Source organism: Pseudomonas paraeruginosa PA7 (assembly GCF_000017205.1).
Classification (GTDB): Bacteria; Pseudomonadota; Gammaproteobacteria; order Pseudomonadales; family Pseudomonadaceae; genus Pseudomonas; species Pseudomonas paraeruginosa.
Map to the genome: position 1 here is coordinate 1434609 of NC_009656.1, position 21350 is coordinate 1455958.

General features: G+C 68.1%; 14 protein-coding genes. 9 read left to right on the forward strand and 5 right to left on the reverse strand.

What is annotated here, in order from left to right:
• Positions 1-18: 18 nt before the first annotated feature.
• The 4 genes from gbpA to PSPA7_RS06785 form a co-directional block, all read right to left on the reverse strand.
• Complete coding sequence (gene gbpA, locus PSPA7_RS06770; RefSeq protein ID WP_012074647.1) at positions 19-1512, reverse strand: N-acetylglucosamine-binding protein GbpA; 1494 nt, start codon at positions 1510-1512, stop codon at positions 19-21.
• A gap of 180 nt (positions 1513-1692) precedes the next feature.
• On the reverse strand, positions 1693-5292 hold the full coding sequence (gene ttsS, locus PSPA7_RS06775; RefSeq protein ID WP_012074648.1) for a two-component system sensor histidine kinase TtsS: 3600 nt from the start codon (positions 5290-5292) through the stop codon (positions 1693-1695).
• Entirely contained in the window at positions 5289-5930 is a 642-nt protein-coding gene (ttsR, locus tag PSPA7_RS06780; protein WP_012074649.1) for a two-component system response regulator TtsR, read from the reverse strand. The genes ttsS and ttsR overlap by 4 nt, the downstream gene beginning before the upstream one ends.
• Before the next feature lie 328 nt (positions 5931-6258).
• On the reverse strand, positions 6259-8121 hold the full coding sequence (locus tag PSPA7_RS06785; protein WP_012074650.1) for a flavin monoamine oxidase family protein: 1863 nt from the start codon (positions 8119-8121) through the stop codon (positions 6259-6261).
• A 323-nt stretch (positions 8122-8444) separates the two neighbouring features.
• Here PSPA7_RS06785 and PSPA7_RS06790 point away from each other — a divergent pair, with 323 nt between their 5' ends.
• A complete protein-coding gene (locus tag PSPA7_RS06790; RefSeq protein ID WP_003156504.1) occupies positions 8445-9140 on the forward strand; it encodes a tellurite resistance TerB family protein in 696 nt (231 codons plus the stop codon).
• Between the two features lie 47 nt (positions 9141-9187).
• On the opposite strand, the gene PSPA7_RS06795 is transcribed toward PSPA7_RS06790, so the two are convergent.
• The gene (locus PSPA7_RS06795; protein ID WP_012074652.1) at positions 9188-10093 is read right to left on the reverse strand and encodes a LysR family transcriptional regulator; all 906 of its coding nucleotides are present in this window, start codon (positions 10091-10093) and stop codon (positions 9188-9190) included.
• A gap of 171 nt (positions 10094-10264) precedes the next feature.
• On the opposite strand from PSPA7_RS06795, the gene PSPA7_RS06800 reads away from it, so the two are divergent.
• The 8 genes from PSPA7_RS06800 (at position 10265) to wspF (ending at position 21316) form a co-directional block, all read left to right on the forward strand.
• On the forward strand, positions 10265-11938 hold the full coding sequence (locus PSPA7_RS06800; RefSeq protein ID WP_012074653.1) for a GMC family oxidoreductase: 1674 nt from the start codon (positions 10265-10267) through the stop codon (positions 11936-11938).
• Between the two features lie 108 nt (positions 11939-12046).
• A complete protein-coding gene (locus PSPA7_RS06805; protein ID WP_012074654.1) occupies positions 12047-13666 on the forward strand; it encodes an MFS transporter in 1620 nt (539 codons plus the stop codon).
• 262 nt (positions 13667-13928) lie between these two features.
• On the forward strand, positions 13929-15557 hold the full coding sequence (gene wspA / locus PSPA7_RS06810; RefSeq protein ID WP_003156495.1) for a Wsp signal transduction system chemoreceptor WspA: 1629 nt from the start codon (positions 13929-13931) through the stop codon (positions 15555-15557).
• A gap of 4 nt (positions 15558-15561) precedes the next feature.
• A complete protein-coding gene (locus PSPA7_RS06815) occupies positions 15562-16077 on the forward strand; it encodes a chemotaxis protein CheW (RefSeq protein WP_012074656.1) in 516 nt (171 codons plus the stop codon).
• Complete coding sequence (locus PSPA7_RS06820) at positions 16074-17339, forward strand: CheR family methyltransferase (RefSeq protein WP_012074657.1); 1266 nt, start codon at positions 16074-16076, stop codon at positions 17337-17339. Before PSPA7_RS06815 ends, PSPA7_RS06820 begins: the two co-directional genes overlap by 4 nt.
• Positions 17332-18021: a chemotaxis protein CheW gene (locus PSPA7_RS06825; protein ID WP_012074658.1), complete on the forward strand. Its 690-nt coding sequence runs from the start codon at positions 17332-17334 to the stop codon at positions 18019-18021. The genes PSPA7_RS06820 and PSPA7_RS06825 overlap by 8 nt, the downstream gene beginning before the upstream one ends.
• Entirely contained in the window at positions 18018-20312 is a 2295-nt protein-coding gene (gene wspE, locus PSPA7_RS06830) for a Wsp signal transduction system sensor histidine kinase WspE (protein ID WP_012074659.1), read from the forward strand. Before PSPA7_RS06825 ends, wspE begins: the two co-directional genes overlap by 4 nt.
• Complete coding sequence (gene wspF, locus PSPA7_RS06835; protein ID WP_003152284.1) at positions 20309-21316, forward strand: Wsp signal transduction system protein-glutamate methylesterase WspF; 1008 nt, start codon at positions 20309-20311, stop codon at positions 21314-21316. Before wspE ends, wspF begins: the two co-directional genes overlap by 4 nt.
• Positions 21317-21350 lie beyond the last annotated feature (34 nt).

A 21350-nucleotide genomic window follows, 5' to 3' on the forward strand; every position in this document is an offset into this window, starting at 1 on the left:
GTATTGCCGGGCGCTGGATTACCGGCGAATCCAGGCGTCCTTCCAGCTGGAGCCGACGCCGGGCTCGAACTGGTTGGAACCGGCGTTCCACTGCTTGCAGAAGCCGCTGTACGGGAACGGCTTGCACGCATAGGTATTGCCGTCCTTCGCCAGTACGGTGGTACCGGCGGTGTACCTGGACAGGCCGTCCGGGAACACGAAGTCGTACTTGCCGTTGCCGCCGTTGTCCTCGGCCTTCAGGCTGAAACGCTGGGTTTCCTGCAGCAGTTCGCCTTTCTCCGGCTTGGCTACCACGACCAGGTCATAGTCACCGGCGCTGGCATTGCGCAGCGGGATGCTGAAGTGCGGCGCGTTGTTGCCGGCTTCGGCCTGCTGGTGGGCGATGCTCTCGCCCTTGCCGTTGAACACGGTGGCGCCGATGGTGTAGGTGCCACCCTGGGCGATGGCGGTGAAGTGCAGGTCGGCGGCGCCGTCCTTCAGCGTGTAGCTCGGTTGCAGGCCGGACAGGCTCAGCTCGCCGGGAACGGTCGGCTGGTCCTTCTGGATCTCCACGCGGACGACATCGCTGCCGGCCTTGGTGTAGATGCTGTTGGCGCCATAGTTCGGGACTACCTCGCCGTCAGCGTTGAGCACGCCCATCCGGTAGCCGGCGTTGGCCTGGTTGGCCTTCTGCGCGAGCAGGAACGGCCAGGTGTTGGCCTGGGCTTCGGTGGCGCTGCCGATGTCCAGAACGGTCTGGCGGTTGGCCTGCTCGCCGGCATTGGTGAAGACCCGGGTCATCACCTTGTCGCCGATCTGCAGCGGTTCGGGCTGGACGGTGCCGATGCTGGTCCATTCGCTCGGCGGCACGGCGTTGTTGTCGATGTTCACGTCGATGGCCTGGTAGAAGGTCGCGGAAGTGTTGGCGATCCTCCAGGTGGCCAGGATCACGTGGTAGCCGCTGCGATCGCCGGGAATATTCACGTTGAAGGACTTGCTCGAGCCGGACTGCGGAGTCTCGCCGCCCGCATCCTGGTTCAGCAGCGGCTTGAGCTCGAACGAATCGCGGGTCAGCGGCTGGTTCGGGTTCCAGTCCTTCTTGGTGATGTAGAACTGGTAATAGGCCGAGGCGTGGCCGGCGGTGAAGCGCCAGCGGAATTCGTTCAGGCCCGGCTTGAGGGTGGTCTTCTGCCAGCGGGTGGCGGTCTGCTCGTTCAGCGGGGCGAAGTTGTTGAGGCCGCCGGCGGGAATGGTGCCATCGGCCGGGCCGCACTGGGTGAAGTCGCCGGGGCAGTAGGTGCTCGGGTAGTGATGGTTGGCGCCCTCCGCGTATTCGATGCTTTGTGGCTCGTAGGTGACCGCGCCGCAGTTCGCGTTCAGGTTGCCACCCTTGGCATTGCACATGTAGGCGCGGGACTTCGGGCTTTCCACGTAGCCGTGGGAAAACGCCTGCTGGGAGGACAGGGCGGCCAGGCCGATGGCCAGGGCGAGGGGAAGCTTGCTCATGCTGCGCGAGCGGTGGGAGTGGATCATCGTTCTACCTTGTTGTGAATGATTCATCGGGTCGCCTCGCGGCAGCCGGCCGAGCGGTTGTCGATGCCTGTCGGGAGGCCGCGGCGAAGCGGGGGAGAGGATGCCGTCGGTAGAACGGGGCTCACATTGGACGAGTCCGAATGTGGCTAGGAGTCTGTAGGAAAGGGCCTGGAGGTTTTGTCAGTCAGGCGAAGGCGTACCGTCCAACTGCCGTTCGACATCCGCCAGCAGGTCGCCGATGACCGCCAGCAGCTGCGCCTGTTGCCGTTGCAGGGCCGCCTCGCCGTGCTGGACGGCGCCTTCCAGGTTCAGGCAGGCGCGGATCAGGCCGGGAGCATCGATGGTACAGGCGAGCCCGCTGAGGCGATGGACCAATTGGTCCACCGCGGTGGCGGCCACGGGCTGGCGCAGGCTGCGCTGTTCCTCGCGCAGGTTGCCGCGCAGTTCGACCAGCAGGCGGTTGAGCAGGTCCGGGTCGGCGCCGGCCAGGTCTTGCACGTGGCCCAGATCGAAACCAGCGCCGGGAGCCTCGCGGCTCGCCTCGACGGCGCGTGCCGGCTGCACGCCGGCGAGCACTTCGCGCAGGCGGCCCAGCGTGACGGGCTTGATCATCAGTTCGTCCATCCCGGCGTCGCGACAACGCTCGGCCTCGCCGGCCAGGGCGCTGGCGCTGTAGCCGATCACCAGGCGACGCGGCAGGCCGCGTTGCCTGTCACGCTCGCGGATGCAGCGGGTCAGGTCGTAGCCGTCCATGCCGGGCATGTTGCAGTCACTGATGAGAAGGTCGTAGCGCTCGCGTTCCCAAGCGTCCAGGGCGTCTTCGCCGCTGCAGACGAAGGTGGCGTCGTGGCCGAGTTTCGCCAGTTGCTGGCGCAATACCAGGCCATTGGTGGAGACGTCGTCGACGATCAGCACCTTCAACGCCCCCGTCGCCTCGCTGCCGGCTGGTGCGGCGCTGAGCGGGGCGTCGCTGGCGACCAGCCACTCCAGCGACAGCTCGAAGCCGGCTGCGCAGCCCTGGCCAGGTTCGCTGTCGAGCCAGAGGCGTGCGCCCATCAGCTGTACCAGCTGGCTGCAGATGCTCAGGCCGAGGCCGGAGCCGCCATAGCGCAGGGCGGTGTCGGCATGCGCCTGGCGGTAGGGCTCCAGCAGGCGTGGCTGGAGTTCGCGGGGAATACCGATGCCGGTGTCGCTGACGCGGAACGCCAGCAGGCTGCGGCCGTCCTCCTGCGGACGCTCTGCCACGCTCAGGCGTACCCGGCCGGCCTCGGTGAACTTCAGGGCGTTGCTCAGCAGGTTGTACAGCACCTGGCGCAGGCGCAGCGGGTCGACCCGGTAGCGGCGCTGCGCCGGCAGCGAGCAGTCCAGCACCAGCGCCAGGTTGCGCTGGCGGGCCTGGGCGACGAACAGTTCGAGGCTGTCCGACAGCAGCGAACCCAGGTCGGTCGGTTGGGGCGCCAGTTGCATCTGGCCGGATTCGATCTTGTCCAGGTCGAGGATATTGCCGATCAGGTCGATCATCGAACTGGCCGAGCGCTGGGCGATGCGCAGGTTTTCCGAGGGCGCGCGCTGGCCTTCCAGTTCCAGCAGCCCGACCAGGGCATTGAGCGGCGTGCGCAGCTCATGGCTCATGCTGGCGAGGAACTGGCCCTTGGCGGCGCTGGCGGCCATGGCGGCCTGGCGCGCGTCGCGCAGCTGGGTTTCCAGATGCTTGCGTTCGCTGATATCGATCCAGCCGCCCAGCAGCCCCTGCAGCTTGCCGCGCGCGTTGTAGAAGGGCACCAGCCACTGGTAGATCTGGTGCGCCTCGCCAGCCACTTCGATGCAGCAGTCGAGGTAGCGCGGCTGGCGATGTTGCAGCAGTTCGCCATATTCGAACTCCAGGGTCCGCGCCAGGCTCGGCGGGCAGATGCCCTGTTCGGAGGGCGTGGTGCCGCGCATTTCTTCCAGCGAGCTGGCGAAGAACTGTTCGTAGGCGCGGTTGCAGGTGCTCAGGCGGCCTTCCAGGTCGCGCACGTACAGCGGCGTGGGCAGTCCGTTGAGCAGGGAGAACTGGAACGCCAGCTGGTCGCGCAACTGGTTCTGGGCGATCCGCCGCTGCTGCACCTGTTTCTTCAGCCGCCAGTTCCACAGCAGCGACAGCAGGATGATCACCGCTGCCAGCAGCAGGGCGTGCCAGAAGCCTTCGGGCAGGTGCTGCCAGAGGTTGTCGTCCTGCGCGCCGCTGGCCATCAGGCGCAGCCCGGAGCCGGCGTCGCCGTCCTGGGCCAGGTTGCCGAGCAGCTTGTCGAGGATCCCGAGCAGCTCGCCGTGGCCCGGGGCGAGGGCGAAGACCTGCGGCGTGGGCGTGGCCTCGATATGCTCGCCCTGGCGCAGGCCGTGCTCCTGGAGCCAGCGGGGATTGTTGTGGATGCTCTGCAGCGTGGCGTCCACTTCGCCACTTTCGACCAGGGAAAAGGATTCGTGGCCGCTGGCGGTGAGGACCAGGTCGATCCGCGGGTAGCGATTTTCCAGGTAGTCGCGCAGGGGATGGTTGCCGGCGATGGCCAGTCGACGCCCGGCCATGGCCTCCAGCGAACTAGGCGAACTGGCGTGGCGGCGGATGACGAAGGCCCAGTCCTGGACCCCGAACGGCATGCTGAAGGCCAGCCGGCGGCGGCGCTCCGGGGTGGGCGGAATGCTGCTGGCGAGCAGCGCCTCGCCCCGCTCCAGGCGCCGCTGGTCCTGCGCCGGCGACTGGGCGTCGAGGATTTCCAGCGGCAGCTCGTAGGCATCGGACAGGTAGCGCAGCACGTCCAGGCCGAGCCCGTCCCACTGGCCGTGGCTGTTGCGGAAGAAATAGGGCGGCGCCGACTGGGCGATCAGGCGCAGGGGCTGCTTTTTCTTCAACCATTCGCGCTCGCCGTGGCTGAGGGCGAAGGCGTCGGCGGGCGCGAACAGCTGGCGCGACGGTGTCCAGCGTTGCAGGAACTCGTGCTTGCGAGTGTCCGGGGTGGTTTCCAGGACATGGTCGACGAGGGTGACCAGGTCTCGGCGCGAGGCCAGGGCGGCGAAGGCGAAGCCCTCGCTGGGCAGGTTGGCGGCGAATTTGTTCTGCAGCTTGAGGTCGGGGCGCTGGAGCATGTAGCGGTTGGCCCGGGTCTTGTCGCCGAGGAAGGCGTCGGCCCCGCCTTCGGCTAGGCGCTGCAGACCGGCGGCGGTGCCCCGGACGCTTTCCAGGATGGCCCCGGGATAGGCCTGGCGGACCGTGTCCGGATGCAGGTAGTGGTTGAGCAGCAGCACGCGCTTGCCCTGAAGGTCGGGGGGCAGGCTCTGGTCGTCGCTGCGGCCGATGATGATCGGTGTGCTGTTCAGGTACGGATGGCTGAAGATCAGCCCCGGCAGGTGCCGCTCGAAGTCGCTGGCGCGTGGCAGCAGGTCGACCTCGCCGTTGCGCAGTCCGGCGAAGGAAGCCTCCACCGAAGGGTAGGTGATGCGCTCCAGCGGCAGGGCGAGGAAATCACCGATGAGCTGCAGGTAGTCGTCGCTGATGCCGTTGAGTATCCGGCTGCCGTTGCTTTCCTGCTGTCCGGGCGGATGAGCCACCTGGGCGACGCGCAGGGGGCGTTCTGGCAGGTTCTGGCGCATCCGCAGCAACTGCGCCAGGCTGGCCGGTTGCGCCTGCGCGGCAGCGCTGGCCTGCGGCGCCTGCCAGGGCAGCGATGCCAGGATGCACAGCGCCAGGCGGGCGAGAAGGCGAACGCCGCGACGCGCGCCTGGCAGGAGACGAGTGCCGTTCAAGCCAGCCCGTGCTCCTGGATGTACAGGTAGAGCCCGGCATTGGTATCCAGGCCGAGCTTGCGCATGGCGCTGCTCTTCTGCGCGCTGATGGTCTGCTTGCTGCGGCACAGGCGCAGGGCGATCTCGCCGATGGCCAGGCCGCTGCCATACAGGCGCAGGACCTCCACCTCGCGCGGGGTGAGCTCCTCCAGGCTGGCCAGCGGCTTGCCATGCTCGGCCGCGCCGACGTCCAGCAGGTGCCCGATGGAGTGCGAGAGGAACGGCCGGCGGCCGCCGTGGCGGATGGCCTTGGGCAGGTCGTTGAGCACCCCGCGCTTGCTCACCAGACCACGGATGCCGAGCTTGAGCAGGGACGAGATCAGCGCCGGGTTGTTGAGCATGGTGACGACGATGATCTGCAACTGCGGATAGCGCCGGCGGACCTTCTGCACCAGGCGCAGGCCATCGGCCTGCTGGCTGTCGGGCATCATCAGGTCGGTGATCAGCAGGTCGCAGGGATGGGTATCCAACTGCGTCAGCAGGCCGTCGGCATCCTGGGCCTGGCCGACGATCTGCAGGTCGTCGAAGGCACCCAGCAGGCAGCGCATGCCGATCAGCGTGAGCGCATGGTCATCGACGAGGAGGACACGTGTTTTCATGAAGTCGAACCCGAGTGAAGTGGAGTTTCCGCAGCTCCGGACCTGTACCGACGTCTGGCTGGTTCTCTGACGGGAATCTGCTCTGGACGGGCTCGAATTCTATAGATCGGTTCTGTCAGTTTAATCAGGACTTTTCCGATTGGAGGTAGGAAATTTCCTATGATTTTTCCGAGGTGAGCGCCTTGGGTTTGGCGTGAATAGTGGCTTCTGGCCATGTTGCGGCGCGGAACCTTGGAGTTCCGTTGGGTGCGGGACTGTCAGGGTTCCGCTGTCAGAGCTTTGCCGAGAGAGGATCGGGCGACAGCGCAGCCACGCTGTCGCCCCGGGTTCAGCCCAGCTCGCGTACCGCCCGCACCGCCTGGTCGATGGCGGCATGGGCGTAGGCGTCCCAGGCCGCGTCCGAATTGGCGATGGTGACGTTGCCGACCTTGCGCCGCGCCAGTTCCATCAGCGCTTCGCTTTGCGCCTCGTCGTCGTAGAGCGTGTTCATGAAGTACGAGTAGCCGTGCGACCAGCGGTTCACGGTGATGCCGGTGATGTCGCGGCGATGGTCGAAGCCGGCCGGGCCGAGCATGGCCTGGAGCTGGTCGCGGACATCCTTCTCCAGTTGCTCGAAGCTCATGGCGTAGAGTTTGCTGCGGCCGACGCGGGCCTGGGTGCGGGCGTCCATGCCGGCATTCGGAGTGGTCGGAACGTAGACCATGTGCACGCCGATCGGCTGCCGCGGGTCGCGCGGGTGCTCATAGCCGCCGAGGTCGACCGGGAAGTCCAGCTTGATCCGCGAGTAGGGCAGGGTCGGCGCGTAGATCTCGTGGATGCCGAGGGTCTTCCAGGCCAGCCAGTCGCGCAGCATGACCTTGGTGTACACCAGCGGGAACTTGACGTTCTGGCTCAGGGCGTGGGCCTGTTCCTCGGAGAGGTCGCGCAGCAGGTAGGGCACCATCATGTTGTAGCAGGCCATCACGCAGTGCCTGCCGCGCACCCGGTGCAGGCGCCCGGCGCGGCTGTAGCCGACGTCGACGCCGCCGGCGCGGTTGCGCACGCTGACCGCGGTGCTGTTCAGGCGCAGGCGCACCGGTTGCCCGGCGAGGTCCAGCTTGGCGTAGTCGAAGCGGGCCATGACGATGTCCTCCATGCCCCGGCCCGGCGCCACCGCGGGGATCAGGTCGCGCACCATGAGCCGCGCCAGCGAGGCGTTGCCGTCGGGGAAGTGGTAGATGTACGGCTCGTCCATTTCCGCCTGGGCCTCCTCGCTGGGTTGCGGCAGGCCGAGGGCGTCGAAGCCGGGGAAGCCGGCGGCGTATGCATCGGCCGCCGGCAGGGCGTCGGCGCCGAGGGCGGAGAAGTCGTTGCTGCGGCCCTGGAAGTACTTCACCGAGTTTTCCGAAAGGCCGACATCCTTGAGCAGGTAGTCGCGGTAGCTGGTCTTCGCCAGGTGGGTTTCCTTCTCCTCCAGGCTCTTGCCGGCCAGGTAGTCGCGAGGCGATTCGTACAGCGCGATGAGCGCCTCGCGGTCATCGCGGGGCAGCGGGAAGTCGCCGATGAAGGCGCGCCAGGAGCGGGCGTTGAGGCGGTCGCGAGGAACCTCGTCGGCCACCATCGGCGTCGGGTCGCCGCTGACCAGCTTGTCCACGCCGAAGCTGGCCTTGTCGAAGAACACTGCGCGGGACAGGCCCAGGCCGGGGTAGAAATCGGTGTCGAAGGCCGTCTCGAAGCGCTTCAGTTCGACGCCCAGGCGTTTCAGCAGGTACCTGGCGTCGTCGCTGTAGAGGGCGTTAGGCGATTGCAGCGACTCGCTGCCGCCGTAGCCGAGGATGGTCCGTCCGCCGGCCTGGAATTCGTTGCGCTTGGCGTGGCCGCCGAAGTCGTCGTGGTTCTCGACGACGAGGATGCGCGCCGCGGGGTGCCGCTCGCGATAGAACCAGGCGGCGGCGAGGCCGCTGATGCCGCCGCCGACCACCACCAGGTCGTATTCTTCCTCGATCGGCAGGTGTTCGACGTCGAAGGACTTCTTCTCCCAGCCCATCTGGTGCGCGACTTCGAAGGCGCCCGGATGGCTACCGCGCAGGCCGGTGAGCGCGGGCGGATAGTAGCGGCCGCCGGGCGCGGCGCGGAGGATCTCGGCGGGGGTCAGGCCTGCGGCGATGGTCAGGGCTACGCCGTTCAGGAAGTCGCGGCGGGAGATGGTCATGGGAAGTCCTTTGCGAGGCAGTGGGTGGCTCGGGCGAGCCATGTTCACAGATTGCTGTTGCGAATGCGCGCGGAGCGGCTGGCGTCGGTCGCCGGCCCGCTGTCGCGGGCGGGCGCGGAGTTTAGAGGTCCGTGCCGGTGCATCGAAGGGCTTTCTGCTGGCATTAGGCCTCTATCTGGAGAACTGTGACATGGATCGCGCTTTTCCAGGGCGTCCAGGGCGATCCGCAATATCTCGAAGCAAACTCCCGGCGGGCAGCGCGGATGCGAAGGGCTAGAGTCGGTCGAATCCGGTTGTCACCGAAACGTCCCTGGAGGTACCTCATGAATACCCGTGGTTTGCTCGACCAGTTGCTCAAGTCCGGGCAGGAAATGCTGCAGAACAAGACGGGCGGCAAGCCTGGCGCCAGTGGCGGCGGCCAGCTCGGCAGCCTGCTCTCCGGTGCCGGAGGCGGAGCCCTGGCGGCGGGCGCCATCGGCCTGCTGCTGGGCAACAAGAAGGCGCGCAAGTTCGGTGGCAAGGCGATCACCTACGGCGGTCTCGCCGCGCTCGGGGTGATCGCCTACAAGGCCTACAGCAACTGGCAGCAACAGCAGAATGGCGCCGTGCCGCAGGCGCAGCCGCAGACCGTCGACCGCCTGCCGGAGGCCCAGGCCGAAGTGCACAGCCACGCGATCCTCCAGGCCATCGTCGGCGCGGCCAAGGCCGATGGCCACATCGACGAGCGCGAGCGGCAGATGATCGAGGGCGAGGTGGCCAAGCTGACCAGCGACCGCGAGGTGCAGGGCTGGCTGGAGCGCGAGCTGAACAAGCCGCTGGACCCGGCCGAGATCGCCCGCGCCGCGAGCACCCCGGAAATCGCCGCGGAGATGTACCTGGCCAGCCTGCTGATGGTCGACGAGGAAAGCTTCATGGAGCGCTCCTACCTCGAGGAACTGGCGCGCCAGCTGCGCCTGGAGCCCTCGTTCAAGCTGGAGCTGGAGAACCAGGCCAGGCAGGCGTTGCAGCGCCTGGCCTGAGGTATCCTCCCCGGTCCGGCGGATAACGCCCCTGGCGGTATCCGCCGTTACAGCGGCGGCGCCGCCGATGCGCCCAGCAGGACCTCCCGCTCGCGCTGGCACAGCTCCAGCAGGAAGTCCCAGACCACCCGCAAGCGCACCGAGCGGTGCAGTTCCCGACGGGTGCTCATCCAGTACTCGCGCTGGATGCTTTCCTCCGGCAGCACCGGCACCAGCAGCGGATCGCGGCTGCCCATGAAGTGCGGCAGGATCGCCAGGCCGATGCCGGCCTGCGCCGCCTGCTGCTGGGCGACCACGCTGGTGCTGCGGAACACCACCTGCGGGTGGCGGCAGAAACTATGGTGGAACATCAGTTCCTGGCTGAACAGCAGGTCGTCCACGTAGCCGATCCACTGGTGCCGGCCCAGGTCGTCGCGGTCGCGCAGCGGCGGCGCCTGTTCCAGGTAGGCGGGGCTGGCGAACAGGGCCAGGCGGTAGCGGGTCAGCAGGCGGGTGATCACCAGGTCGGCCCCCGGCCGGTCGAGGGAGATGGCGATGTCCGCCTCGCGGTTGGTGATGCTGACGAAGCGCGGCACCGAGACCAGCTCGACCTCCAGGCCCGGGTATTGGCGCATCAGCTGCGCCAGGCGCGGAGCGAGGAACACGCTGCCGAGGCCTTCGGTGACGCCGATGCGGATCTGCCCCAGCGGCGAGATGCTCTGGCTCATCTCCTCCTGGGCGAGGAGCGCGGTGTTCTCCATCGCCTCGGCGTGCTTGAGCAGCGCCTGGCCGGCCGGGGTCAGCTGGTAGCCGCCGGTGTGCTGGGCGAACAGCTGGGTGCCGAGGTCGCGTTCGATGTTTTCGATGTGCCGGGCCACCGTGGCGTGGGTGGTGCCGAGGCGCTTGGCGGCGGTCAGCAAGCGCCCGCTGCGCTGCAACTCGAGGAAGAAACGCAGGTCATTCCAGTCGAACATGAGGAGGCGCCTTCTGCCGGGCCGAGGGGCGTTGTTAGAAAACGAACAATAGCTGCCCCGAAACGTTTGTTTTTTTATCGCGAATGAACGACTAGCCTCAAGCCGTTCGAGACTTGCCGGTCATCCGCAGGTCCGACGGCCCACGACAAGAACGACAAGACGAGGCTCGCCATGCCCGAGGTACTGGATACCTACGACTACCTCATCGTCGGCGCCGGCCCCGCCGGCTGCCTGCTGGCCAACCGGCTTTCCGCCGACCCGGCCAACCGCGTGCTGCTGCTGGAGGCCGGCGGCCCGGACAACTACCCCTGGATCCACATTCCCGTCGGCTACCTCTACTGCATCGGCAACCCGCGCACCGACTGGTGCTTCGACACCGACGCGGTGCCCGGTCTGGACGGCCGCTCCCTGAAATACCCGCGTGGCAAGGTGCTCGGCGGCTGCTCCTCGATCAACGGCATGATCTACATGCGTGGCCAGGCCCGCGACTACGACCAGTGGACGGCCGAAGGCAACCCCGGCTGGAGCTGGAAGGACCTGCTGCCGCTGTTCCGCAGGATGGAGGATCATTTCGCCGGCACCAGCGAGTTGCACGGCGCCGGCGGCGAATGGCGGGTGGAGCGCCAGCGCCTGTCCTGGACGCTGCTCGACGCCTTCCAGCGGGCGGCGGCACAGACCGGCATCGCCAGCGTCGAGGATTTCAACGGCGGCGACAACGAAGGCTGCGGCTACTTCCAGGTCAACCAGCGCGGCGGGGTGCGCTGGAATGCCGCGAAAGGCTTCCTGCGCGGCATCGCCCAGCGCGCCAACCTCACCGTCCTGACCCACGCCGAGGTGCAGCGGGTAGTGCTCGAGGACGGTCGCGCCAAGGCCCTGCTGGTCCGCTGGGAAGGCCGCGAGCGACGCTTCGAGGCGCGGCGCGAGATTGTCCTGAGCGCCGGCGCGATCGGCTCGCCCTGCCTGCTGCAACGATCCGGCATCGGCCCGCGCGAGCTGCTGGAGCGGCTTGGCGCCGGCGTCGTCCACGAACTGCCGGGCGTCGGCGGCAACCTCCAGGACCACCTGCAACTGCGCCTGATCTACAAGGTCGAGGGCGTCCCGACCCTCAACCAGATCGCCGGCAGCGCCTGGGGCAAGCTGGGCATGGGCCTGCGCTACCTGCTCAACCGCAGCGGCCCGCTGTCGATGGCACCGAGCCAGCTGGGCGCCTTCGCCCGTTCCGACCCGCAACAGCCGTCGGCCAACCTCGAATACCACGTCCAGCCGCTTTCGCTGGACCGCTTCGGCGAGCCGCTGCACGCCTTCCCGGCGTTCACCGCGTCGGTCTGCGACCTGCGCCCGCACAGCCGCGGGACGGTGCGCATCCGCTCGCTGGAAGCGGACGCGGCGCCGTCGATCCAGCCCAACTATTTGAGCGATCCGCGTGACCTCGAGGTCGCCGCCGACGCGATCCGCCTGACCCGCCGGATCGTCGCCGCTCCGGCCCTGGCCGCCTTCCGCCCGGAGGAGTACAAGCCTGGCCCGGAGTACCGCAGCGAAGAAGACCTGCGACGCGCCGCGGCCCAGATCGGCACCACCATCTTCCATCCGGCCGGCACCTGCCGCATGGGACAGGGGCCGCTGGCGGTGGTCGACGCGCAGTTGCGCGTGCACGGGATTCCCGGCCTGCGCATCGCCGACGCCTCGATCATGCCCAGCCTGACCTCGGGCAACACTTGTTCGCCGGTGCTGGTGATCGCCGAGAAGGCGGCGCAGATGATCCTCGCCGAGCGTCGTCGCGACGCCGCGCCGCAGGTCGTCGAGAGCGCCATGGCGGCCGGCGGCAAGGAAGCGGTGGAGGCCTGAGGATCGCTACACCCCGTATCGCGTGGCGCCCGGCGCCGCAGCGGTCGACGCTGAAAACGGAAATGGCAGACAACAATAAGAGCCCCCACAAGGGGCGGGAGAGCCGCAATGACCGAGTACGCAACGACCCCTTCCTACACAGTGCCTGCGACCACGCCCCAGGAGGAGCGCAAGGTGATCTTCGCCTCCTCGCTTGGCACGGTCTTCGAGTGGTACGACTTCTTCCTCTACGGTGCCCTGGCGGCGGTGATCAGCAAGCAGTTCTTCGCCGGCGTCAACGACACCACGGCCTTCATCTTCGCCCTGATGGCCTTCGCCGCCGGCTTCCTGGTGCGGCCCTTCGGCGCCCTGGTGTTCGGCCGCCTGGGCGACATGATCGGGCGCAAGTACACCTTCCTGGTGACCATCCTGCTGATGGGGCTGTCGACCTTCGCCGTCGGCCTGTTGCCCACCTATGCCTCGATCGGGGTCGCCGCGCCGATCATCCTGGTCACCCTGCGCATGCTCCAGGGCCTGGCCCTGGGCGGCGAGTACGGCGGCGCGGCGATCTACGTCGCCGAGCACGCCCCGGCGAACAAGCGCGGCAGCTACACCAGCTGGATCCAGTCCACCGCGACCCTCGGCCTGCTGCTCTCGCTGCTGGTGATCCTGGCCTGCCGCCAGTTGACCGGCGACGAGTTCGAGACCTGGGGCTGGCGCCTGCCATTCCTGCTGTCCATCGTCCTGCTGGGCATCTCCACCTGGATCCGCCTGTCGATGCGCGAGTCGCCGGCATTCCTCAAGATGAAGGCCGAGGGCAAGGTCAGCAAGGCGCCGTTGCGCGAGTCCTTCACCAACTGGGGCAACCTCAAGGTGGTGCTGACCGCGTTGTTCAGCATCAACGCGGGGCAGGCGGTGACCTTCTACACCGCACAGTTCTACGTGCTGTTCTTCCTCACCCAGGTGCTCAAGGTCGATGGCGGCACCGCCAACGGCCTGCTGATCGTCGCCCTGGTGCTGGGCGCGCCATTCTTCATCGTCGCCGGCTGGCTGTCCGACCGCATCGGCCGCAAGCCGGTGCTGCTGGCCGGGCTGCTGCTCGCCACGCTGTTCTATTTCCCTCTGTTCAAGGCCCTGACGCACTACGCCAACCCGGCCATCGACCAGGCCAGCCGGCAATCGCCGATCAGCGTGATGGCCGACCCGGCGACCTGTACCTTCCAGTTCGACCCGGTGGGCAAGGCGACCTTCGACAGTCCCTGCGACAAGGTCAAGACCTTTCTGGTCAAGAGCGGCCTACCGTATTCCACCTCGGCCGCGCCCGCCGGCAGCGAGGTGCGGGTGAGGATCGGCAGTACCGAGATCGCCGGCTTCGACGCGACGGCCATGGCCGCCGCGGTGAAGGCCGCGGGCTATCCGCAGCAGGCCGACAGCAGCCAGGTCGACAAGCCGATGGTGGTCGCCATCATCTTCGCCCTGGTGCTGATCTCGACCCTCTGCTACGGCCCGCTGGCGGCGCTGATGGTCGAACTGTTCCCGACCCGCATCCGCTACTCCTCGCTGTCCCTGCCGTACCACATCGGCAACGGCTGGTTCGGCGGTTTCCTGCCCACGGTCTCGTTCGCCCTGGTGGTGTACACCGGCGACATCTTCTACGGCCTCTGGTACCCGGTGCTGATCACCGGCGGCAGCCTGGTCTGCGCCCTGCTGTTCCTCCGCGAGACCCGCCACGCCGACATCCACCGCTGAAAACCCGCCCCGTTCCCGGGCAGGGAGCGGGGCACGCGTTCCATCCGGGATGTGCCTGCCTTCTCAGAAAAGTCTGGCTTGCCAGTTTTCTTTCTTTCTCTTTCTGCCACACTTCTGGCGTCAAAAAACGCCTTTCCAGCGCCTACAATTGCTTGAAAACCCTATGGCGCTGCTTGCCGGTGCCGGGGACGGCCTATACAGTCCGCGCGATTGACGGGCCGTTGTGGCAGAGCGATTCCGGACTCGAGTCTTGGGGAAAAATGTGAAGAACTGGACTGTTCGCCAGCGAATCCTGGCAAGTTTCGCCGTGATCATCGCCATCATGCTGCTGATGGCCGCTACTTCGTACGTGAAGATGCTGACGGTGGAGAAGGGCGCCTACCGCGTCCAGGACGACGCCATGCCGGGCATGTACTTCATCACGCTGGTACGCAGCTCGTGGACCGACAATTACCTGCAGACCCAGGAGCTGTTCGGCATCACCGACGACCACGCACTGAGCAAGGCCGAGGCCGACAGCATCCTCGCCAGCGAGGAGCGGCTCGACCAGCAGATCGCCTCCTACCAGAAGACCATGAACCCGGACGAAGCCCGCGACCACGAACTGCTCGCCGGCTTCCTGGGCGTGCGCAAGGCCTACCTGGAGCAGCACGACAAGGTCCTGGAACTGTATCGCGAGAAGCGCTTCGAAGAGGCCGGCAAGCTCCTCGCCGGCCCGCTGACCCAGCACTGGCGCGACGGACGCAAGTACCTCAACGAGATGATCGAGCTGAACAAGGACATCGCCGACCGCGCCTCGGACAACATCGTCAACGCGGTCGACGATGCCGAGTTGAGCATGCTGATCACCCTGCTGCTGGCGGTGGCGGTGGCCGGCGTCTGCGGCTTCCTGCTGCTGCGCGCGATCACCCAGCCGATCCAGAAGATCGTCCGCAGCCTCGACCTGATGGCCGGCGGTGATCTCACCGCGCGCCTGGACCTTGGCCGTCGCGACGAGTTCGGCGCCATCGAGACCGGTTTCAACGGCATGGCCGAGGAGCTCAAGGGCCTGGTGTCGCAGGCGCAGCGCTCGTCGGTGCAGGTGACCACCTCGGTCACCGAGATCGCCGCGACCTCCAAGCAGCAGCAGGCCACCGCCACCGAAACCGCCGCCACCACCACCGAGATCGGCGCTACCTCCCGGGAGATTGCCGCCACGTCGCGCGACCTGGTGCGGACCATGAGCGAGGTTTCCGGCGCCGCCGAGCAGACCTCGACCCTGGCCGGCTCCGGCCAGTTGGGCCTGGCGCGCATGGAGGAGACCATGCACCACGTGATGGGCGCGGCCGACCTGGTCAACGCCAAGCTGGCGATCCTCAACGAGAAGGCCGGCAACATCAACCAGGTGGTGACCACCATCGTCAAGGTCGCCGACCAGACCAACCTGCTCTCGCTGAACGCCGCCATCGAGGCGGAGAAGGCCGGCGAGTATGGCCGCGGCTTCGCCGTGGTGGCCACCGAGGTGCGCCGGCTGGCGGACCAGACGGCGGTCGCCACCTACGACATCGAGCAGATGGTGCGCGAGATCCAGTCCGCCGTATCGGCTGGGGTGATGGGCATGGACAAGTTCTCCGAGGAGGTTCGCCGCGGCATCGCCGAGGTCGGCCAGGTCGGCGAGCAGCTGTCGCAGATCATCCAGCAGGTCCAGGCGCTCGCGCCGCGGGTGCAGATGGTCAACGAGGGCATGCAGGCGCAGGCCACCGGCGCCGAGCAGATCAACCAGGCGCTGGTGCAACTGGGCGAGGCCACCGGACAGACCGTGGAATCGCTGCGCCAGGCCAGTTTCGCCATCGACGAGCTGAACCTGGTGGCGAACGGGCTGCGCAACGGCGTATCCCGCTTCAAAGTCTGAGGCCGTGACCGTGTCCCACTCGACCGGCGACCCCCGGCGCACCAGCAAGCTGTTCCTGCTGTTCCGCATGGAGGGTGACCGCTATGCGCTGGATGCCCGCGAGGTGGTCGAGGTATTGCCGCTGCTGCGCCTGAAACGTATTCCGGAGGCGCCGGAATGGGTCGCCGGGGTGTTTTCCCATCGCGGCGCGCTGGTGCCGGTGCTCGATCTCTGCGCGATGGCCTTCGGCCGTCCGGCCCTGGCACGCACCAGTACGCGGATCGTGCTGGTCGAGTACCGCGCCCGGGCGGAGGCGGAGGCGGTCTGGCTCGGGCTGATTCTCGAACAGGCCACCGACACGCTGCGCTGTGAACCCTCGGCGTTCCGCGAATACGGCCTGGACAACGGTGCCGCCCGCTACCTCGGCCCGGTCTACGAGGGGCCGCAGGGGCTGGTGCAGTGGGTGCGGGTCGAGGCGTTGCTGCCCGAAGCGGTGCGCAGCCTGCTGTTCCCGCCGGCGGCCGGCGAGGGGGTTGCATGAACGAGCGCTTCGAGCGCCTGCTCAAGAGCAGGATCGGCCTGGACGCCAGTTCGGTGGGCAGCGCGGTGATCGAGCGCGCGGTGCGCCAGCGCATGAGCAGCAACGCGCTGCACGACGAGGACGAATACTGGATGCGCCTGAACGGCTCGCCCGGCGAGGTGCAGGCGCTGATCGAGGCGGTGGTGGTGCCGGAGACCTGGTTCTTCCGCTACCCGGAATCCTTCACCACCCTCGCCAGGCTGGCCTTCGAGCGCCTGCCGAGCCTGGGCGGCGGACGCGCGCTGCGGATCCTCAGCCTGCCCTGCTCGACGGGCGAGGAACCCTATTCCATCGTCATGGCGCTGCTCGATGCCGGCCTTTCCGAGTACCTGTTCGAGGTCGACGCGCTGGACGTCAGCGCCCGGGTGATCGAGCGCGCCAGACTCGGCGTGTACGGCAGGAACTCGTTCCGCGGCGACCAACTGGGTTTCCGCGACCGCCATTTCAGCGAGGTCGCCGACGGCTATCAGTTGGCCGAGCAGGTCCGGCGCAAGGTGCGCTTCCGTTGCGGCAACCTGCTCGAGCCCGGTCTGCTGGCGGGCGAGGCGCCCTACGATTTCGTGTTCTGCCGCAACCTGTTGATCTATTTCGACCGACCCACCCAGAGCGAGGTGGTCGAGGTGCTCAAGCGCCTGTTGCGGCCGGACGGGGCGATGTTCATCGGGCCCGCCGAAGCCAGCCTGCTCAGCCAGCACGGCATGCAGGCGATCGGCGTGCCGCTGTCCTTCGTCTTCCGCCGGGCCGCCGAGGCGCCTCGCGGCGCCCGGCCCAAGCCGGTGGCCACGGCGCCACGCGCCGCCGCGCCCGTCGTCGCCGCGGAGCGGACGGGTAGCCGCCCGTCGCCGCCGGCGAAACCGCGCCAGCGCCTGTCCAGCCTGGTTCCGCCCGCCAGTGGCCAGCCGGCCGCTGGCGCTGGCGGCGAGTTCGACGAGATAGCCCGCCTGGCCGATGCCGGCCGGCACGACGAGGCGCGCGTCGCCTGCGAACGCCAACTGGCCGCGCACGGTCCCTCGGCCGCGGCGTTCTACTGGCTCGGCTTGCTCAGCGACGTCGCCGGGCAGGTTCGCGAAGCCCAGGATTTCTATCGCAAGGCCCTGTATCTGCAGCCGCAGCACGCCGAGGCCCTGGCGCAACTGGCGGCGCTGCTTGCCGCCAGCGGCGACCACGCCGGCGCCCGGCGCCTGCAGCAGCGCGCGGCCCGTGGAGTGAACAAAGATGGTTGAGGCGAGCCTGACCTTGCTCGATACCCAACAGGTGGACGACTGCTGGAACCGGATCGGCGTGCATGGCGATAAGTCCTGCGAGCGCCTGCACGGTCATATCCACTGCCGCAACTGCGAAGTCTATGCCGCCGCGGCGACCCACCTGCTCGACCGCATCGCCTTGCGCCAGGACCAGCTCGACAGCGCGGAGGCGCTGGGCGGCCAGTCCGAAGAGGCGGACCTGGGCGAGACGCGCTCGGTTCTGGTGTTCCGCCTGGGCGAGGAGTGGTTCGGCCTGGCCACCGGCAGCCTGGTGGAGGTGGCGCCGATGAATCCCATCCACTCCCTGCCGCATCAGCGTTCGCGCGCCCTGCAGGGGGTGACCAACGTGCGCGGCGCATTGGTCGCCTGCCTGTCGCTGAGCGAGCTGCTCGACCTGGAGCCTGGCACCGCCACGGTTGGCGAGCGCCGGGTGGTGCCGCGCATGCTGATCATTTCCGCCGTCGGCGGGCCGGTGGTGGCGCCGGTGGAGGAAGTCGACGGCATCCATGCGCTGCCGCTGGCGCGGGTGCTGCCGCCCAACCACGCCGACGGCCAGGCCTCGCGCCGGCACGTGGCCGGGGTGCTGCAATGGCGTGAACGGAGCATCACCCTGCTCGACGAAGGCCCTCTCCTGCAAGCCGTCGCGCGGAGCCTGGCATGACTCCGGACCAGATGAGGGACGCATCGCTGCTCGAGCTGTTCCGGCTCGAGGCGGAGGCCCAGACCCAGGTGCTCAATGCCGGCCTGATGGCGCTGGAACGCAGCCCGACCCAGGCCGACCAGCTGGAAGCCTGCATGCGCGCGGCGCATTCGCTGAAGGGGGCGGCGCGGATCGTCGGGCTGGACGCCGGCGTGCGCGTGGCGCATGTCATGGAGGACTGCCTGGTGGAGGCGCAGGATGGACGCCTGCTGCTGCAATCGGAACATATCGACGCGCTGTTGCAGGGCTGCGACCTGCTGCTGCGCATCGGCACGCCGCCCGCCGGCGACGCCGGCTGGGCCGACGGGGCCGGCCGGGAAGAGATCGATGGCCTGGTGGAGCGCCTGGAGACCCTGGTGCGCAGCGGCCTGCCGCTGGCCCGCGCGGAACTGCCGGTGGCGAACCCCGTGCTGCCCGAGGTGGACGCCGAAGCGCCGTCGGCCGTCCCCGCGCCCGCCAGCGAAGAGAGCGACGACGAGCCGGCGAGCCAGGCCGACGAGCGCCGCAGCCGCGTGCTGCGGGTCACCGCCGAACGCCTGGACCGGCTGCTGGACATTTCCAGCAAGTCGCTGGTGGAGTTCCAGCGCATCAAGCCGCTGGCCGACTCCCTGCAGCGCCTGCGTCGCCTGCAGTCCAGCGCCAGCCGGGCGCTCGACGTGGTGCGCGAGACGGTCCAGGAAACCAGTCTCGACCCGCAGGCCCAGGCCATGCTCAGCGAGGCGCGGCAACTGATCGGCGAGTGCCAGCAGATGCTGGTGCAGCACATCGCCGACCTCGACGAGTTCGCCTGGCAAGGGGGGCAGCGCGCCCAGGTGCTCTACGACGCGGCCCTGGCCTCGCGGATGCGGCCGTTCGCCGATGTGCTCAGCGGGCAGGCACGGATGGTCCGCGACCTCGGGCGCTCGCTGGGCAAGCAGGTGCGCCTGCTGGTCGAGGGGGAAACCACCCAGGTCGATCGCGATGTCCTGGAGAAACTCGAGGCGCCGCTCACCCATCTGCTGCGCAACGCGGTCGACCACGGTATCGAGGCGGCGGAAACCCGCCTCGCCGCCGGCAAGCCGGCCGAGGGACGGATCACCATCCGTGCCCGTCATCACGCCGGCATGCTGGTGCTGGAACTGAGCGACGACGGCGGCGGCATCGACCTGGAGCGCTTGCGCGAGACCGTGCTCAACCGCCAGTTCGCCACCGCCGAGACCGCGGCGCAACTCAGCGAGGAGGAACTCCTGGCGTTCCTGTTCCTGCCCGGCTTCAGCATGCGCGAGCAGGTCACCGAGGTCTCGGGGCGCGGCGTCGGCCTGGATGCCGTGCAACACATGGTCCGCCAGTTGCGTGGTGGGGTGCGTATGGAGCAGCGCCAGGGGCGGGGCACGCTGTTCCATATCGAGGTGCCGCTGACCCTGTCGGTGGTGCGCAGCCTGGTGGTGGAGATCGGCGAGGAGGCCTACGCCTTCCCGCTGGCGCACATCGAGCGGATGTGCGAGTTGCAGGCCGAGGAGATCGTCCAGCTCGAGGGCCGCCAGCATTTCTGGTACGAGGGCCGCCACGTCGGCCTGGTGTCCGCCGCGCAACTGCTGCAGCGCCCGGAAGGCGGCCGTGGCGAGGGGGCGATCCCGGTGGTGGTGGTGCGCGACCGCGACGCGGTCTACGGCATCGCCGTGGAGCGTTTCGTCGGTGAGCGCACGCTGGTGGTGATGCCGCTCGACCCACGCCTGGGCAAGGTTCGTGACGTCTCCGCCGGAGCCTTGCTGGACGACGGTTCGCCGGTGCTGATCCTGGATGTGGAGGACCTCCTGCATTCGGTCGGCAAGCTGCTCAGCAGCGGCCGCCTGGAGCGCATCGATCGCAGCCGCCGGCAAGCCGGCGGGGCGCAGCGCAAGCGGATCCTGGTGGTCGACGACTCGCTCACCGTGCGCGAACTGGAGCGCAAGCTGCTGCTCGGTCGCGGCTACGACGTGGCGGTGGCGGTGGATGGCATGGACGGCTGGAACGCCTTGCGCTCGGAGCATTTCGACCTGCTCATCACCGACATCGACATGCCGCGCATGGATGGCATCGAGCTGGTCACTCTGGTGCGCCGCGACAGCCGCCTGCAATCGCTGCCGGTGATGGTGGTGTCCTACAAGGATCGTGAGGAAGACCGTCGGCGCGGCCTCGACGCCGGCGCCGACTATTATCTGGCGAAGGCCAGTTTCCACGATGAGGCCTTGCTGGATGCCGTCGTCGTCCTGATCGGAGAGGCACAGGGGTGAGGATCGGAATCGTCAATGACATGCCGCTGGCCGTGGAGGCCCTGCGTCGCGCCCTGGCCTTCGAGCCGGAGCATCAGATCGTCTGGGTCGCCGCCAATGGCGCCGAGGCGGTGACCCAATGCGCCGCCGATACCCCCGACGTGGTGCTGATGGACCTGCTGATGCCGGTGATGGACGGGGTCGAGGCAACTCGTCGGATCATGGCGGAAAGTCCTTGCGCGATCGTGATAGTCACCGTCGATATCGAGCAGAATGTGCATCGAGTCTTCGAAGCGATGGGGTATGGTGCGCTCGATGCGGTGAACACGCCGGCGCTGGGCATCGGCAATCCGCAGACGGCAGCGGCGCCGCTGCTGCGCAAGATCCAGAACGTCGGCTGGCTGATCGGCCAGCGCGACAGCCGCGGCAAGGTCCAGGTGGTTCCGCCGAAGAGCGGCGGGGCGCGCCAGCGCCTGGTGGCGATCGGCGCCTCGGCCGGCGGCCCGGCGTCGCTCGCGGTATTGCTCAAGCAACTGCCGGCCAGTTTCAATGCCGCCGTGGTGCTGGTGCAGCATGTCGACGAGGTGTTCGCCGCCGGCATGGCCGAATGGCTGGCCAGCGAATCGAAGCTGCCGGTTCGCCTGGCGCGCGATGGCGAGCCGCCGATGCCGGGGCAGATCCTGCTGGCGGGTACCAACAACCACATCCGCCTGTTGCGCAACGGTTCGCTGGTGTACACCGCCGAACCGCGTTCTTTCGTCTACCGGCCGTCCATCGACGTGTTTTTCGAGAGCGTGGCGAACTTCTGGCGTGGCGACGCCGTGGGCGTTCTGCTCACCGGCATGGGCCGCGATGGCGCCCAGGGGCTCAAGCAGATGCGCGAGCGCGGCTTCCTCACCATCGCCCAGGACCAGGCCAGTTGCGCGGTCTACGGGATGCCGAAGGCCGCGGCGGCGATCGATGCCGCGGTGCAGATCCTGTCCCTGGAGAAGATCGCCCCGCGCCTGGCCGAGGTATTCGACTAGCCGGGCGCGAGCCCGGCCAGGCGCCAGGATAGGC